This window comes from Mucilaginibacter sp. P2_D11, from assembly GCF_056404435.1.
This window is the reverse complement of sequence record NZ_JBFUEA010000002.1, coordinates 154,208-171,302: the sequence shown is the minus strand read 5'-3', so window position 1 is coordinate 171,302 and position 17,095 is coordinate 154,208. Positions and strand designations below refer to the sequence as shown.

14 protein-coding genes are annotated in these 17,095 nt (G+C 47.5%); 8 read left to right on the top strand and 6 right to left on the bottom strand.

Annotated elements, in window-relative coordinates; genetic code table 11:
* Positions 1–40 precede the first annotated feature (40 nt).
* Positions 41–781 (top strand): TonB family protein, encoded by a 741-nt coding sequence (locus tag AC1DXC_RS03705; RefSeq protein ID WP_477457788.1) that lies wholly within the window; start codon positions 41–43, stop codon positions 779–781.
* Positions 782–1,045: 264 nt separating this feature from the next.
* Here AC1DXC_RS03705 and AC1DXC_RS03700 read toward each other — a convergent pair whose 3' ends face one another.
* Both AC1DXC_RS03700 and AC1DXC_RS03695 read right to left on the bottom strand, forming a co-directional pair.
* Entirely contained in the window at positions 1,046–3,181 is a 2,136-nt protein-coding gene (locus AC1DXC_RS03700) for a carboxy terminal-processing peptidase (RefSeq protein WP_477457787.1), read from the bottom strand.
* Positions 3,182–3,380: 199 nt separating this feature from the next.
* Positions 3,381–3,998: a hypothetical protein gene (locus AC1DXC_RS03695; RefSeq protein ID WP_477457786.1), complete on the bottom strand. Its 618-nt coding sequence runs from the start codon at positions 3,996–3,998 to the stop codon at positions 3,381–3,383.
* A gap of 406 nt (positions 3,999–4,404) precedes the next feature.
* Between AC1DXC_RS03695 and AC1DXC_RS03690 the strand changes: the two genes are divergently transcribed.
* Positions 4,405–5,184 carry a PKD domain-containing protein gene (locus AC1DXC_RS03690; RefSeq protein WP_477457785.1) on the top strand — a complete coding sequence of 260 codons (780 nt, stop codon included), beginning with the start codon at positions 4,405–4,407 and terminating at the stop codon, positions 5,182–5,184.
* A gap of 511 nt (positions 5,185–5,695) precedes the next feature.
* Here the strand turns inward: AC1DXC_RS03690 and AC1DXC_RS03685 are convergent.
* Positions 5,696–6,538 carry an isoaspartyl peptidase/L-asparaginase gene (locus AC1DXC_RS03685; RefSeq protein ID WP_477457784.1) on the bottom strand — a complete coding sequence of 281 codons (843 nt, stop codon included), beginning with the start codon at positions 6,536–6,538 and terminating at the stop codon, positions 5,696–5,698.
* Complete coding sequence (locus tag AC1DXC_RS03680; protein WP_477457783.1) at positions 6,535–7,461, bottom strand: cyanophycinase; 927 nt, start codon at positions 7,459–7,461, stop codon at positions 6,535–6,537. The genes AC1DXC_RS03685 and AC1DXC_RS03680 overlap by 4 nt, the downstream gene beginning before the upstream one ends.
* A 165-nt stretch (positions 7,462–7,626) precedes the next feature.
* Between AC1DXC_RS03680 and cphA the strand changes: the two genes are divergently transcribed.
* Positions 7,627–10,254 (top strand): cyanophycin synthetase, encoded by a 2,628-nt coding sequence (cphA, locus tag AC1DXC_RS03675; RefSeq protein WP_477457782.1) that lies wholly within the window; start codon positions 7,627–7,629, stop codon positions 10,252–10,254.
* A 164-nt stretch (positions 10,255–10,418) separates the two neighbouring features.
* On the opposite strand, the gene AC1DXC_RS03670 is transcribed toward cphA, so the two are convergent.
* The gene (locus AC1DXC_RS03670) at positions 10,419–11,051 is read right to left on the bottom strand and encodes a DNA-3-methyladenine glycosylase family protein (protein WP_477457781.1); all 633 of its coding nucleotides are present in this window, start codon (positions 11,049–11,051) and stop codon (positions 10,419–10,421) included.
* A 66-nt stretch (positions 11,052–11,117) separates the two neighbouring features.
* On the opposite strand from AC1DXC_RS03670, the gene AC1DXC_RS03665 reads away from it, so the two are divergent.
* Genes AC1DXC_RS03665 through AC1DXC_RS03645 form a run of 5 tightly spaced genes read left to right on the top strand, consistent with a single transcriptional unit; the run spans position 11,118 to position 15,824 of the window.
* The gene (locus tag AC1DXC_RS03665) at positions 11,118–12,398 is read left to right on the top strand and encodes a replication-associated recombination protein A (RefSeq protein ID WP_477457780.1); all 1,281 of its coding nucleotides are present in this window, start codon (positions 11,118–11,120) and stop codon (positions 12,396–12,398) included.
* Positions 12,399–12,434: 36 nt separating this feature from the next.
* Positions 12,435–13,091 carry a TMEM175 family protein gene (locus AC1DXC_RS03660; RefSeq protein WP_477457779.1) on the top strand — a complete coding sequence of 219 codons (657 nt, stop codon included), beginning with the start codon at positions 12,435–12,437 and terminating at the stop codon, positions 13,089–13,091.
* Positions 13,092–13,100: 9 nt separating this feature from the next.
* On the top strand, positions 13,101–14,576 hold the full coding sequence (locus AC1DXC_RS03655) for a DUF5687 family protein (protein ID WP_477457778.1): 1,476 nt from the start codon (positions 13,101–13,103) through the stop codon (positions 14,574–14,576).
* Position 14,577: 1 nt separating this feature from the next.
* Positions 14,578–15,321 (top strand): ABC transporter ATP-binding protein, encoded by a 744-nt coding sequence (locus tag AC1DXC_RS03650; protein ID WP_477457777.1) that lies wholly within the window; start codon positions 14,578–14,580, stop codon positions 15,319–15,321.
* A gap of 8 nt (positions 15,322–15,329) precedes the next feature.
* Positions 15,330–15,824, top strand: a complete 495-nt coding sequence (locus AC1DXC_RS03645) for an N-acetyltransferase family protein (RefSeq protein ID WP_477457776.1) — start codon at positions 15,330–15,332, stop codon at positions 15,822–15,824.
* A gap of 12 nt (positions 15,825–15,836) precedes the next feature.
* On the opposite strand, the gene AC1DXC_RS03640 is transcribed toward AC1DXC_RS03645, so the two are convergent.
* Positions 15,837–17,021, bottom strand: coding sequence for a DUF5009 domain-containing protein (locus AC1DXC_RS03640; protein ID WP_477457775.1), 1,185 nt, complete (start codon positions 17,019–17,021; stop codon positions 15,837–15,839).
* Between the last annotated feature and the right edge of the window lie 74 nt (positions 17,022–17,095).

The following is a 17,095-nucleotide window of genomic DNA, read 5'->3' as shown; positions in this document are numbered from 1 at the left end:
GGGGCTTTTTTATTTGGCGCGCAAAAGCTATCTTTATAGAATGAAACCTAAACTGCTCATACTATTAAGCTTTCTGCCTTTCGTCGTATCGGCGCAAACCAAACAAATTGTAACGGAAGACCGGGATCATAACCGCATTGAGAAATATTATGTGTTGGAAAAAAACCATGATATTAAGGAAGGCGAGTATAAAGTTTACGGATTTTTCCAGGGTTATTTAAGAGTTGACGGCTTTTATAAAAACAACCTGAAGGATAGCTTGTGGCGCATGTATGCCTATGGCAATAAATTACTTTTAGAAGGAAAATATAAAGCCGATAAAAAGACCGGAACCTGGACAGCTTACGACAGCCAAAACCAAATACAGGTACAATACGATTATACAAATAAATCATTGCTGACGTTTAAATCATCGGCAACGGACACCTCCATGTTGTACCGGGTGATAAATGGCCGCGATACAACACTTTCTCAACCGGATAGGAGACCAGTTTACTTAGATGGTGAGGCAACCTTTAAAAACATTATAGGGCAGGAGATGAAATATCCCGCTGCTGCAAGGGAGGCTCTTAAAAGAGGCACTGTAATTATTTCATTCACGGTTGGTGTCGATGGCAAGGTGTCAAATTACCGGGTTATAAAAGCACTTGGCTACGGGTTGGATGAATCGGCGCTGGCTGCTGTTATGGCAGCCAATGGAGAATGGTTGCCCGCAATGCGCAGTGGAAAGCCGGTAGCATCTGAATATGATGTACCGGCGACATTTTCGTTAGCTTATTGACACTCAAAACACCTCCGGCCAGCCTTGGTAATTTTTCCTATCTGAATAAACGTGCGATTTTGGGTAAGGAAGCAATGCCGTATTAGCATTGCTTCCTTACTGGCGGCGGAAGTTTACCGTTAGTGCTCTGTTGATTTATGCAGCGACCAAGGCTCCGAATCAACCCGAACAAAAAACAGTTGACGGCATGTTGACCGCGATGTTCTAAACAAAAGCCCCGCTCAGTAATCCTGAACGGGGCTTTTGCTATTTATTTAGAAGCACTTATTTAATGGTGGTGCTTACCTTGTTATCAAGCGTGAGGTAATCTGTCAGTATCTGGCCTGCTTCGCGTTTCAAAAAGTCCAGGTCCTCGTTTTTAGGCTTGGTGTCGCCTTTTTTCAATGGCGGCAAGCCCATGGCTACGCGGCGCAGGTTGTTCTGCTCAAGGGCTTTCTTTTCGTCGGCATCGCGTTTTAGCCTCAGTTGTGCTTCGTTCAGGGTAACGCTTACTTCGTTGTCGCGGGCTTTCATATCGGCAATATCCTGCAACAGGTATTTAAAGCTATCGCTGCTGCTCATACGCTGGTCGTGCAGTTTTTTAAGCTGCGGTATTATCGCGGTAAAATCGCCTACCCTGGTGTAATCCGTTTTATCGATAACATCGTAAGGCATAGCCGATGGCTCGGTGTCTTCGCCGTATTTATCAATCGGGATAACCGACGGGAACTCGATATCGGGCAGTACGCCTTTATGCTGGGTAGAACCACCGCTGATGCGGTAGAACTTGCCGATGGTTAAATTAAGTTGCCCGAATTTGTTTTGGCTACCCGTAGCAACGGTTGATTGCTTGCCCATCAGTTTGGCAAGGCGATCTTTGATGGATGGGCTTATCACCTGGTCGAGGTCTATAATGCGTTGTACCGAACCCTTACCGTAAGTTTGGGTACCGATGATAAGGCCGCGGCCATAATCTTGTATTGCGCCCGAGAATATCTCAGAGGCCGATGCGCTGAACCTGTCTACCAGTACTGCCAGCGGGCCGCCATAAGCAACGGCGGGGTCATCGTCTTTTTCAAGTTCTACCTGGTTGCGTGGGTCCCTAACCTGTACCACGGGCCCGGTTTTGATAAACAGGCCGGTAAGCTCGGTAGCTTCCATTAGCGAGCCGCCGCCGTTTTGGCGAAGGTCTAACACTACGCCGTCTACGCCTTCGCGTTTAAGGGTGTCCAATATCAGCCTTACATCGCGGGTGGTGCTTTTGTAATTGGGGTTGCCCGATTTGTAATCATTAAAATCGATGTAGAAAGCCGGCACATTGATGATGCCTATCTTAACTATTTTACCATTGGAGTTGTAGGTGCGTATTTCTTTTTTTGCCGAGATATCCTTCAGGATGATCTTTTCGCGAACCAGCTCAAGCACACGTGGTTTTACGGTTGCGCCGGTGCCTTTTGGCAGTATCTGCAAACGCACTATTGTACCCTTGGTGCCACGGATAAGCGCGATTGCGTTCTCTATCCTCCAGCCCACAACATCCTGGAACTCGCCGGTTTTGCCCTGCGCAACGCCTATGATGCGTTCGTCTACTGCCAATTGCTTGCTTTTATCTGCCGGGCCGCCGGGCACTATAGACGTAACCGTAACATATTCGTTTTGCGATTGCAGCGTAGCGCCGATACCCTCCAGCGAACGGGAGATATCGATATTGAACGCAGCCGCAGCCGATGGTATAAAGTAATTGGTGTGCGGGTCTATAGCGCCGGTAAAGGCATCCATAAATACCTGGAACACATCGTTGCTGTTCAACTTGTTAGATTGCGACAGCACGCCGCTGTAACGCTTTTTCAGCGTTTCTTTATTTGCTTCAAGCTCTTTGCCGGCCAGTTTAAGGTTAAGCAGGTCGTATTTTACGCGTTGTGCCCATTGCTCGTGCAATTCGTTCTCGTTTGCTGCGAAAGGCAGTTTCTCGCGGTCGTAAGTAAAAGTGTCGTTCTTGGTGAAGTCCATCGGCTTGCTCAGCTGCGCGATAGAGAAGTTCACATACTCGGTGTACCTTTTCTGGAAAACGTTGAATATGTAGAACACGTGGCTAAGGTCGCCGTTCTTGATGTCATCGTCTAAAACGGTTTTGAATTGTTCGAATTCCTTTACGTCGCCGGCGGTGAGGTAATTATGGTTTTCGTCTATCTTTTTAAGGTATTCGGTATAGATGATAGCCGAAATAGAATCGTTAAGGGGCACCTTTTTGTAATTATAGGTGCTTACCATACCGGCTACGGTTTTCAATACCACGCTCTGCTGCTCATCTGGCTGCAAATCGTTCGGCCCGGCTTTTTTCATTATTGCCGGTTTAGTGGGCGAGGCGTTGCAGGCCAGCGCAGCCGCTAATGCCAGCATTAAATAACATTTTTTAAACATATCCTTTACAGTAGTTAAGTCGGGACTTTGGTGAAACATCAATACGAGTGCCTGGTTTAATTTCGCTTTATAAAAAAAGAGACAGCCACAAAGCCGTCCCGCTAATATATTGAATAACAATATTACAATAATGTTTGGGTTGTTTTATTATACGACCCGCATTTTACGTAAATGTTACATTAACGCGGTATTAAAGCATTTATTTTGATTTGGCCGGCAATTGGGCGGTTTCGGCGTAGCGGAGGTCGGCTTTGGATAGCCACACCTTGTTGCTTTTTACGTAGGCTATCTTCTTATCTATGAACTGCACCTCGGCGTTGCGGCCCGTAGTAAAGGCAATGCGGCGCGCCTCTGCAAGATCCTGCTGTGCCTGTGGCAGGTCGCCCAAATCGGCTTTTACCATGGCGAGTGCTATCAGGCTTACGATGGTGTGCCCATCATCGGCTTGTATTTTGGATAGGCGGATGCTCTGCAGGTAATACCATTTGGCTTCTGAAAGGCGGTTCTCCTGCACGTACAGCTGCGCCAGTTCGCTAAAACTATAACTGGCCATGGCGTATTCGCGGTAACGCATATGGTGCTGGGCGGCTTTGATTACCTCTTTTTCGCAGAGTTCGAGATTATACGCACTGCGCTGTACCTGCTTAACCTGTACCGTGGTTTTGGCCATGGTGAATTTGGGTAGGCGTTGCACGGAGTGAATTTTAGACTGCACGATGAGCGGATACCGTTTGTGCTTTTTGAAATCGCCCCGCCACCACTGGGCCGAAGCCGAAAGGTTGCAAGCGCAAAGAAGTACAATAATCAGGTATTTCATTTAAGATTTTTTCGCCCGAAGACAATTAAATTAACTAGTATGTAAAGATACTACAAATTTCAGGATTTCCAAATAGGGTTAACTTGTGCTACCTGCCTCAATTAACGGGCGACGCTTTCTAACGTTTTTTTAGGCGCTTTGGTATATGGCCGCCACATAGCTATACAACAACCGGGGGCGAGCTAATTCATAACGCGGACGAGGCCGCAATATTTCGACCTCTTACACAAGCGCATTTTTACTCATGTTGAACAAGGTAAGTATTGTTTAATTATCCCCACAAAAACGTTACAATTTGTACGATGCTGATTTACTGCAAATTACAAAAGAGTCAAAAAAATTTAACATTTGGTTAATCTTTGGCGTGCTAAACCTGTCTAAATTTAGCTTAAACATTAAATCTCCTATGAAACGAATTTTATTCTCCCTGGCCATTGTGGCTATATTTACCTCCTGCAAAAAAGAAAATAATCCACCAAAACCCACCGCCGGATTCAGTTTTGCCCGCAATACATCGGCAGAAGCCATTAGCCTTGGAAGCGGCGATACAGCGGCTGTAGTCAGCAATGCTACCAACGCAGCATCTATCAGTTGGGACCTGGGCGATGGCCGCACATCCGCCGATAGCAAGGTGCTGCTTTCGTACCCCAATGCAGGCACTTATACCATCACGCTGAGCGCGAAAGCTGTCGATGGCACCATTGTTACCAGCACCAAAAAGGTTACTGTGCTGGATAGGGTGCTGAAAAACATTGTGATAAATGAAGTTTACTGGAACAACACGGATGCCACGTACAAAGATGCCGGCTGGCCCCTTACCGAAACTGCCGACATCTACGTAAAGATACAGCAGCTACAAGGCAACGAGGTGTATTTGCCCAACGGCGTAGTGCAGAATGCACCGGTCATTTATACGAGCCCTATAATTGCCAACGTAGCAAAAAACACCACTACCCCCCTACAGATAAACGTGAGCGGCAAGGTCGTGCTGGATAAAACCGTGCTGGATAATTATAAGTACGTCATCAGCTTGGTTGCGAAAAACGCCAGTGGCGAATATGTACTGTTCAATAACCATTATAGCGGTTCCGAACAAATGACAAAAGCAGACGATATCACCAAAAACCAGTTTGTGGTAAAAACAGATTTCTTCAGCTCGATGACGCTGAACGCGGAATTTGAATAAGCCCGGTTTAACCATAAGGCTGCCGCGGGCTTCCGGCCCGTGGTAGGCACAAGTTCAGCTTTCAGCTGACGCAAGCCGGAAGCTTGCTCAACGAGCACCACGAGTTACGCCGCGCTAAACTCGCGGTAGCGATGTGAAAGGCCTGGATAATACAGCCCCTGCAAAGCTGGAAATTCCTGGAAAACCATAGCTGGAACCCGCTCAAAACCTGGAAAAAACTGGACAAGATTTCGCGGCCGGTACAAGGGTCATTTAGTCAAAAACCGCCATTCCATGCAAATAAGGCCGTTTTTGAGCCCAGGCAGGAAAAACCCCAAAAACACCAAAAAAGGCGGGAAAAACACAGAAAAGCACAGAAAAATGCGGATTTTTGAAGGCGTTTTTGGGAAATTTACGCCAGTAGCAGATGCAACAAACCGGTAGATAGGTTTTCCCGGTTCGACGAAATTTCACATGATTTTCCCCACATTTCTATAAATAAAAGCTGGACAAAACAGGGAGCAATTTACCCCTATTCAAACACCTCCGCTTCACCATCGTGCAGGGCCCAAACCATGTAGGGGTGTGTATCCGCATGATAGATATCGCCCGTTTGGCTGATGCCGATAATGCCGGCAAAGCCATCGTAGGGCTTCATTTCGTCAAGGGTTTTTTCTGTAGCGAGGGATAAAGGCATGCCATCGGTTACGCGGGTAACTATTTTGGTAGCTACTGAGCCACTTACGATGTCTTCACCCACGCCGGTGCAGGATATACCCGCAAAGGCATTGGCATAATTGCCAGCCGTTGTTGCCGAATCGCTTACGCGGCCGGGTATCTCGAAGCCTTTACCCCCTGTGGAAGTGGCAGCAGCTATATCGCCATAAATATCAAGCGCCACTGCGCCAACGGTACCCAGGCGTATCGAATCGCTTAGTTTTTTCTCGTATTCTTTGCGGCGCTGGGGTATCTCGGTATTGTAGTATCCGAAGCCATTCTGCTTGGCAAAATCGCAGGCACCGTTGCCGCTCAGCACACGGTCGTCATATTCCATCAATTTTTCGGCAACGCAAATTGGGTTGCGCACATCCTCTATATTGATCACGCCCGAAAACTTTTGGGTTTTGCCATCCATCAGGGCGGCGCTTAAACGGATCTTGCCGTCGCTTTGTATCTGCGAACCGGTGCCGGCGTTAAAAAGGTCGCAATCTTCTAGCAGGCGCACGGTATATACAACGGTTTGGGCAGCGGTATGGTGCTCCAGGTATTTATGGCCCAAGTGCACGATTTCCAGCAGGGCATCCTGTTTGGCTTTTTTTACTTCCTGGTTTGTTTGGCTCTCGCTAAAAAAACCGCCGTGAATAATTAGCTTCATTGTAAAAGATCGTTACTACTATCCTGGGTGGTGATGAACACGCCATCTTCCACCCTCACCGTTTTTTTGATGATCATCCGTTGCTGCAGCAAGTCGTATTTATCGAAAATAGACATTACATGCACCTTCAGGTTCTCTATAGAAACAGGATCACCTATCTCTACATCATAAACGTTGGTTTCTACAATATTAGTGCCATCAACCAGCATGATCAGCCCCGAGCCGATGGCTTCCATCATGGTGCCCTCGGTAATCAGCAGTCCCGCGTCTTCGCCAAGGCCTATGCCTAATATGCCGGGATTTGTGGCTACGGCGTATAATAAACGACCGATACGGCCGCGTTGTACAAAGTGGGTATCCACAATTACCGAATCGATGAAACCAAGCCCGGCGGTAATCTGCACCTCTCCTTTTATCAGGGCCTCGTTGCTTTGCCCGCGGTATATCATGTGGGTTGATGCCGCTGCAGCACCTGCTGATGTACCGGCAATAACGAAGTTCTCGTTGGTATAGCGTTTTTTCAGTATCTGTAAAAATTGCGTTCCGCCGAAAATGGCCGTTAGGCGTAGCTGATCGCCACCGCTGAACATCACTACATCTGCTTTGCTGATACGGTCGAGGTATTCGGGGTTGGCTGCATCCTCGCGGCTTTTGATGTGCAGGATATTTACGTGGGTTACATTAAGCTGGTTAAAGGCTTTGATATATTCGTTGCCAACCAGCTCGGGTATCTGCGATGCGGTGGTGATAACCTCAACCGATGAACCCTCTTTTTTTGCCGATTCGTTGATGATGCGGCGCAGGATGCCTTTCTCGAAAAACTTGATATAATGCGGCTGCATGATATGTTCCAGCACGCTTACGTTACTGCCCATATCCACAGCACCTCCAATTATCACCAATTTTCCTTTAGGGCTTGCCATTCTTTACTCTTTCTTAATCAATTTATACAAATTAAAATAAAAATCATTAAAACAGGCTGATTTAATTAATAAAACTGCATTTTTCGGCCCAAAGGTTTTATTAGAATGATAAGTTTTTTAGATTTAAAACTTATTACCTCACACATCCGTTTTGAATCACCACTTATGAAGATAGAAAATATACAAGTACTGCGCGGGCCCAACATCTGGAGCGTTAACCGCAAAAAGCTGATACAAATGCGGCTCGACCTGCAGGAAATGGAGCAGAGCCCAACTAACGAAATTGCTGGCTTTTACGAGCGCATGAAGGCATTGTTGCCATCGCTGTACAATCATCGCTGCTCGCCGGGGGTGCCAGGGGGCTTTTTTGAGCGTGTGATATCGGGCACCTGGATGGGGCACGTAATTGAGCATATTGCCTTAGAAATACAAACCCTTGCGGGGATGGATACCGGCTTCGGCCGTACCCGCGAAACTAAGACGCCTGGCGTTTATAATGTGGTGTTTGCTTACCTGGAAGAAAAAGTAGGCGTTTTTGCGGCGGAATCTGCCGTGCGTATAGCCGAAGCGCTGATAGCCGGCGAGGAGTACGATTTGGAGAAAGATATACAGCAAATGCGCGAGATACGCGAGAACACCCGCCTTGGCCCAAGCACCGGTGCCATTGTTGAGGAAGCTATCGCGAGGAATATCCCGTGGATAAGGTTGAACAACCAAAGCCTGGTTCAATTGGGCTACGGTAAAAACCAGGTACGTTTCCGCGCCACCATGACGGAGAAGACCAGCAGCATTGCCGTGGATATTGCCAGCAATAAGGATGAAACCAAGCGCCTGCTACAAGAACAGGCCATCCCCGTTGCCAAAGGCATGACCATCAGCCGTACCGAGCAGGTGGTAGAGGCCATTAACAGGATAGGCTTCCCACTGGTATTTAAACCGCTGGATGGTAACCATGGCCGAGGCATCAGCATCAACATCAATACTACCGAGGACGCTATCGCCGCTTATGAATTTGCCGCAAAAATTTCGCGCCGCGTAATTGTGGAACGCTACATCACTGGCTACGATTTTAGGGTACTGGTGATAGATAATAAAATGGTTGCCGCCGCCCTACGCGACCCGGCTCACGTAAAAGGCGATGGTGTGCTCACTATACAAGAGCTTATCGATAGAGAAAACACCGACCCGCGGCGCGGCTACGGGCACGAGAATGTGCTTACCTTAATTGACGTTGACCGCGATACGCTTGACTTGCTGGAAAAGAAAGGCTATACCTTAGATACCGTACCGGCAGCCGGCGAAAAGGTGTTCGTAAAATCCACCGCTAATCTAAGCACCGGCGGCACTTCGGTTGATGTTACCGACCATGTGCATCCGCAGAACGTATTCATCTGCGAGCGTATCTCTAAAATCATTGGTCTGGACATTTGCGGCATAGATATTATGGCCGAAAACCTGACAGAGCCGTTAACAGAAAACGGCGGCGTGGTTTTGGAAGTGAACGCCGCACCTGGTTTCCGCATGCACATCGCACCAAGCGAAGGCCTGCCGCGCAACGTGGCCGGGCATGTGATAGATATGCTGTACCCTCCGGGCAAATCGGCAAGGATACCCATTATTGCCATTACCGGCACCAACGGTAAAACCACCACTACCCGTTTAATAGCCCACATTGTAAAGAACAACGGGCACCGCGTAGGCTTCACTACATCAGATGGTATCTACGTACAGAACACCATGATGCTGAAAGGCGATACCACCGGCCCCGTAAGCAGCGAGTTTATATTAAAAGACCCAACGGTAGATTTTGCCGTACTGGAGACAGCACGGGGCGGCATCCTGCGCTCGGGCCTGGGCTTTAGCTTCTGTGATATAGGCGTAATCACCAACATACAGGAAGACCATTTAGGTCTGTCGGACATACATACCCTTGACGACCTCGCCCGCGTAAAAAGCGTGGTGACCAACGCCATAAAAAAAGACGGCTGGGCAGTATTGAATGCTGATAATAAGTACTGCGTGGAAATTGGTAAGAAGGCCGATTGCAACGTGGCTTACTTTAGCCGCAACGAGAATAACCCTGTGGTGATTGCCCATTGCAAAAAAGGCGGCATTGCTTGCGTACACGAAAACGGCTTTATCACTATACAAAAAGGCGATTGGAAAATCCGCGTACAGCGTACCATCGTTATCCCGCTAACCTTTGGTGGTACGGTTGGTTTTATGATAGATAACGTGATGGCCGCAACGCTGGCTACTTTCCTTCACGGGTTCAAAACCGAAGACATCAAAATGTCGCTGGAAACCTTTATCCCATCGGCCGCACAAACGCCGGGCCGTATGAACATCTTCGAGTTCAAGGATTTCCGCTTCATGATAGATTTTGCGCATAATCCGGATGGTTTCAATGGCATCAAGCAGTTCCTGAGCCATATCGATTCGCCGTTGAAAATAGGCATCATAGCAGGCACCGGCGACAGGCGCGATGAGGACATCATCGAACTGGGCAAAATAGCAGCCGAAATGTTCGATTACATCATCCTTCGCCAGGAAAAACACCTCCGTGGCCGCACCGAAGAAAATATTTTAGACCTGTTGAAAGCGGGCATCGCATCGGAAGGCAGCAACACGCCTTACGAAATTGTGCCTAAAGAGATAGATGCCATTAAACATGCCATGAGCATGGCCAAACCCGGCGCATTCATCGTTGCATTAAGCGACGTAATAAGCAACGCTATAGAAACCGTACAAAATTACCAGGAACAGGAACGGAACGGGTTGTTTAACGTGTAGGGGCCTCTGATTTCGTTAGCTAACTTAGAGTTTTTGAAAAGTATAGGGCTGGCCGAGATTTGGCCAGCCCTGTTTTATTGTAGAGACGCAATATTTTGCGTCTCCCGTTTGCATTGTAGCGAAAGCCATTCCATGCATGTTCAGAGACGCAAAATATTGCGTCTCTACGGTTTTGCCTTTGGCGACGAAAGATAATAATGCCACAGCAGCATACTCGCCACGGTTCGGTAAGGCTGCCATTGTGCTCCAATGGTGGCTAGATTTTCTTTGGTGGTTTCTTTGGGTAGCCCTTTCAATCTTTTAATAGCATTTACGATGGCGAGGTCGCCCAGGGGCAATATATCGGTGCGCTGTAGTACGAACATCAGGTAAACGTCTACCGTCCAGTTGCCGATGCCTTTGAGAGCACAGAGCTGGCTGCGGATGTCATCGTCTTCCATTTGTTTAAATTCTTCGAGATTTATTTGGCCACTGAGGATAGCATCTGCCAGGTAACGGGTATAGGCCGTTTTTTGTCGACTGAAATAGCATTCGCGGAACTCGGCACCTGTTAACAATAACATCCTCGCAGGGGTCAATTCCTGTACCCGTTCCCGCATCTTATTTAATGCTGATAAGGCCGAAGCCAACGATACCTGCTGCTCCAGGATAATATGCACCAAAGTTTCGAACGTATTAGGTCGAGACCACATGGGTGGGTAGCCGTAGCTGGAAATGACAGCTGAAAAATCAGTATCCATTGTGCCGAGCTCGTCGCAAATGGAGTGGTAGGTAGAAGAGGTAAACTGTTGTGGCATATGATTGTTATTTAAACGTACTAACTTTTTTAGGATTTAGCATTTCTATTTCTGAATTTTACATTTATGAACAACCTGCCGCCATTAGCCGAACGCATGCGCCCAAAATCGCTGGATGATTATGTTGGGCAAAAACATCTGGTTGGCCCGGGCGCAGTACTGCGCAAGGCCATAGAGAGCGGCTCGTTACCCTCCATGCTGTTTTGGGGGCCGCCGGGGGTGGGTAAAACTACGCTGGCCTATATTATTTCGCAATCACTGTCACGTCCGTTCTTTTCGTTGAGCGCCATCAATTCGGGCGTAAAGGATGTACGCGAGGTGATAGAAAAGGCTTCTATCCTGAAGGAACAGGGCGAGGTGCTGCCTGTACTGTTTATTGATGAGATTCACCGCTTCTCCAAATCGCAGCAGGACTCTTTGCTTGGCGCGGTGGAACGCGGCATTGTTACGCTGATAGGTGCCACTACCGAAAACCCCTCCTTCGAGGTTATCTCCGCTTTGCTCTCCCGCTGCCAGGTTTATATATTGCAGCATCTCGCGGAGCAGGATATGCTCGACTTATTGGATAAAGCGCAAAAGGAAGACGTAGTCCTCAAAGAAAAAAATATCGTAATTGAAGAGCACGAGGCCCTGCTGCGCCTCAGCGGCGGCGATGCGCGCAAGCTGCTCAATATCTTCGAGCTGCTGGTGAACGCTTTCGACAGTAAGAAAATAGTACTGAACAATGATGTAGTGCTGGAGCATGTGCAGCAAAACATGGCCCTTTACGATAAAACCGGCGAGCAACATTACGACATCATTTCGGCATTCATTAAATCCATGCGCGGCAGCGACCCTAACGGGGCCGTTTACTGGCTGGCCCGTATGATTGTTGGCGGCGAAGATCCACTATTCATTGCCCGCCGTATGCTCATTTTAGCGTCAGAGGACATCGGCAACGCCAACCCCAACGCGTTGTTGCTGGCGCAAAGTTGTTTTAACGCCGTACAGGTTATCGGTATGCCCGAGTCGCAATTGATACTATCGCAAACGGTGATTTATTTGGCCACATCGGCCAAAAGCAATTCGGCCACCACGGCTATTGGCACTGCAATAGCCTTAGTAAAGCAAACCGGCGACCTGCCCGTGCCCCTGCACCTACGTAACGCGCCCACCAAACTGATGAAGAACATCGGTTACGGCAAAAACTACAAGTATGCCCACAGCTACGAAGGCAATTTTGCCGACCTTGATTTTCTGCCGGAAGCCATCCGCGGCACAAAAATTTATGAGCCGGGTAACAACGCGAAAGAAAACGAGTCCAAAGAGAAAATGAGGAAACTTTGGGGCGACAGGTATAAGTATTAGTTAATATTGTTATCTTCCGTCGTTAACCTTTAACCGATGCAACACCCCGATCTAAAAAAAGAATTCCAGGTAGAGCGGATCGCTTTCTTCAGTGATGCTGTTTTTGCGATAGCTATCACCCTGTTGATAATTGAGATAAAAGTACCCGAAGTGCATGGCGAACGGTTTAGTTCGGCAGAGATAGTACTCGGCTTGCGGGTTCTTATCCCAAAGTTTATAGGCTTTATTGTGAGTTTTTTTGTGATAGCCTTGTATTGGGTTAATCACCACCAAATATTTAAATACGTGGTACATTACAGCCCCAAACTGGTTTGGACCAACCTTTTCCTGTTATTTTCCATCGTGCTGATGCCGTTTAGTTCGGCCTTTTACAGCGATTACTGGCTATCTTACAGTGCCGTACCACTGGGATTTTATGTGGTAAATATTTGCCTTACCGGTTTTATGAATACCCGTTTGTGGTATATTATCAGTAACCCGGCCAATAAGCTGAGCGAGGGACTGGACAATCCCGCTTTTGTAGCTTATTGCAAAACCCGCTCGATGATTGCACCCAGCGTTTTCCTGCTTTCGTTTTTGGTAAGTATCTTTAGCATGCGTATTGCCTACTGGTGCCCTGGCCTCATTTTTATAATTATGATAATCCTTAAAAGGCAGTACCGCAAAAAACACCCGGAACTGTTTGCCAAATAATCACATAATATGATCTCAACCTTTTTTAGCCACGAGTTAAAAGCCTTCTGGCGTTCAAAAAACACCGGCAAAACCATAGCCGTGAAGGCGGTAATGGGCGTGCTTATCCTTATCCTGTTGCTTTACGTAGTAGCATTGGGCGTATTGCTGGATATGATTTTAGGCAAGGTGTTCCCCAAAGAGGATTTGGTGGCTACCTTTTGCGGAATCATCCTCATTTACTTTTTGTTTGATATGCTTATGCGTATGCAGTTGCAGGAGCTGCCTACGCTTAAGGTGCAGCCATACCTGCATTTGCCGGTAAAGCGCAACAGTGTTGTAGGTTACCTGGCCTTAACTGCGCTGCTTTCGTTTTTTAACCTGTGGCCCATCGTGCTTTTTGGGCCGTTCATCATCAAAGTTATTTTGCCTTCATCGGGTGCCTTGGTGGCCATTGCGTTTTTGGTCGCGGTAATATCGCTGTCGGTATTCAATAATTACCTGGCTATGTACATCAAGCGCAAGTCCAATTTAAACGGCTGGGTATTTTTGGTGGCCTTTGCGGTGTTGGGCCTTGCTATAGCCGGCGATTTCGCATGGCATATTTATTCGCTGCGTAACCTATCTTACTTATATTTCGGGGCCTTGCTCACCAAACCTTATTTTGCCTTGCTACCGCTGGTATTGGGCCTGGGCATGTTTTACTTCAACTTTATTTACTTAAAGGGTAACCTATATCTCGAAGAACTGGGTTCACGTAAAGCTTCTGCCTATAAAAGCAGTACCGAGATACCTTTCCTTGGCCGTTACGGCAGCGTGGGCGATTTGGTGGCCAACGAAATTAAGCTCATCCTGCGCAACAAACGATCTCGCTCGGCATTGGTAATGAGTAGTTTCATGTTGTTTTACGGGCTGATATTCTACACCCAAAAAGCCTATCCCGATGGCTTCAAGGTGTTCGTGGGCATGTTTATGACCGGTATCTTCATCATCAGCTACGGGCAGTTTATGTTCAGCTGGCAGGCATCGCACTTTGATGGCTTGCTGGTGAGCAAGATCAAATTCTCCGATTTTTTGAAGGCCAAATATCTGCTGTTTACAGTAGTATCAACCCTGGCTTTTTTGCTCACGCTGCCGTATGTGTACTTCGGCTGGAAGGTTATCCTCATCCACTTTGTGATGTATCTATGGAACCTGGGCGTAAACACCACCATTGTATTGTTTTTTGCCAACCGCAATTACAAACGTATCGACCTATCTAAGGGTGCGTCCTTCAACTGGGAAGGCGTAGGCGCAACCCAATTGCTGCTCTCGTTCCCGCTACTGATATTGCCTTACGTTGTGTACTGGCCGTTCAGCTTGTTGGGGATGCCTTACCCGGGATATGCCGCAATGGCCATCATCGGGCTGGCCTTTATAGCTACCCGCAGCTTCTGGATAAAGAAACTGGAAGCAGATTTTTACCAAAAACGATTTAAAATAGCCGAAGGCTTCAGGAATATATAAGATGATTGAGATCAAAAACTTAAAAAAGGTTTACGCCGGGGTAACCGTAGTAAACGTACCTGCGCTCACTATAAACAAGGGCGAAAGTATTGGCCTTGTAGGCAATAACGGCGCGGGCAAAACCACGCTGTTCCGCATGATACTGGATTTGATACGCCCCGATGACGGTGAAGTATTATCCAACGGAAAGAACGTGGCAGGTGCCGAGGAATGGAAAGACTATACGGCCTCTTACCTGGACGAGGGTTTCCTGATAGACTACCTTACGCCCGAAGAATACTTTTACTTCATAGGCGGCCTGCACCAGCAAAACAAGCCCCAGGTAGACGAATATTTGGCAGGCTTAACGGAGTTTTTTAACGGCGAGGTATTGAAGAAAGGCAAATACATCCGCGATTTATCAAAGGGCAACCAGTGTAAAGTGGGCGTGGGCAGCTGCCTGCTTCAGAAACCGCATTTGTTGATGCTTGATGAGCCATTCGCAAACATCGACCCAAGCACGCAGTTCCGCCTGAAGAATGTTCTGAAGGCCGAGAACAAGAACAATGGCGTAACCACAATCGTATCCAGCCACGATTTGAACCACATAACCGATGTATGCGAGCGCATCTTACTGATGGAAAAAGGGCGCATCATTAAAGATATCGCCACCAGTTCATCAACCCTGAACGAGTTGGAAGAATACTTTGGCGTGGGGCAAACTATTACGCCAGGCTTCATTATAGATAAAGAAGAGAACCACTAAGCTGTATTATGTATTTGATTAGAGAGGCCACAACGGCCGATGTTGATACCATTTTGCAAATAGCCGAAGACACCTGGTGGCCCACTTACGAGCCATTGTTGGGCAAAGAACAAGTTGCTTACATGCTAGGCACCATTTACACCCGCGATAAAATTTTAGGGCAATTGAAAAAGGGAGAGCAAGCCTATTTGCTTTTGATAGAAGAGGGCACGCCGGTTGCGTTTGCCGCGTACTCGCCGCGCGAGGAAGATGCAGATATATACAAGCTGCACAAGCTTTATTGCCTGCCCGCAACCCAGGGCAAAGGCTATGGCAAAATACTGATTAACGCCGTTGCAGATAAAACAAAAGAGGCAGGCAAGCATACACTCGACCTTAACGTAAACCGCTATAACAAAGCCAAGGATTTTTATGAGCGGATGGGCTTCACGATAGCGTATGAAGAGGATATCGCCATAGGGCCTTATTGGATGAACGATTATGTGATGCGGAAAGAGTTGTAATCTGCACCGTAGCTAAATCTTCAGCCGGATGTTTATTTTCTGCAATAAACCAGCCAGCCAAACAATTACCAGCGCAAAAAGCAAGGAGCGGATAAGCCCGCCGTTGCCCTGATCAAAGTATTGGGGGTAAGTAAAGTTGGTCATTTGATACATGGGGTAAAACAGGTAAGGCAGCAGATAGCAGGTGAACGTGTTGGTGCCCGCAGGTTCTATCACCTTTACCCAGTTGTACTTTTTGCAGGTATCTACCACAAAAACAAATATGGCGTAAACAATAAGGCTTATGCCCGTGCAAATGAGCACCCATGAGGGGGTATCGCGCATTTTGGATATGCCCCCACTGAAATAACGCACAATAAAGCCCAGGTTGAACAATATAATGGCTATCAAAAACATGGCCACCCAAAGCATCTTCAGTTCGCGGTTTTGGGCAAGGCGCATGTATAATACCGACACGAATATCCCCGCCATGGTAAACGCCTGCATGGCCCCATTGCCCGATATCCAAACATATTGTTGTATGGGGTTGAGGAAGGTAAGCAGCCCAAAGTGGTAATCGAGATTAAAAAACATGAAGAATAGCCAGGCAGCAGCCTGCACCCACAGCACCCCGTTGGAGTAATGGTAAATAAAGGCACAAATAAGGTATGCCCAGCCGATGAGCCCAAGTATGCCCCACCAGGTAAGGTGCAGCCAGGCGTGCCCCGGGTCGGAACTCTTATAGACTGCGCATACAGCAACTAGCAAGGCAACGCCAAAGCCCTGGCATAGGTAGCGTTTTAGCTTAGATGCGGTGTTGCTATAATCAATGAAAATAAAAAAGAAGCTAAAAGTTGCCAGGCTATCCCACACGGGCCGGGGCAAAATGGCGTGGGCCTCATCGTAAGTTTCCATATTGGCGTGGAAGAAGCCGATGAAGATGAGGGCAAAAGAGCGCGTAATGATACGCATGGGTATTTTGGCATCCTCTTTTTTAGAGCGATGCGCAAAGGCATATGGGATGGCCAACCCCACTATAAATAAAAAGGCCGGAAAAATCGTATCGGCTAATCCTAATCCATCGGCATTGACGGCCACGTGTTTGAGCCATTCGGGCGTGTTGGGTACGCCGTCCAGATCGTTCACGAAAATCATCAGGAACATGGTAACCGCACGAAACGCATCTATAGACCGGATGCGGTTAATTAAATTACTCATTAAACAGGAAAATGTTTTTTAGGGACAAATGTTTTAAGTAAACGGCAATTTTCTTAAAACAGTATCGCTAAAAG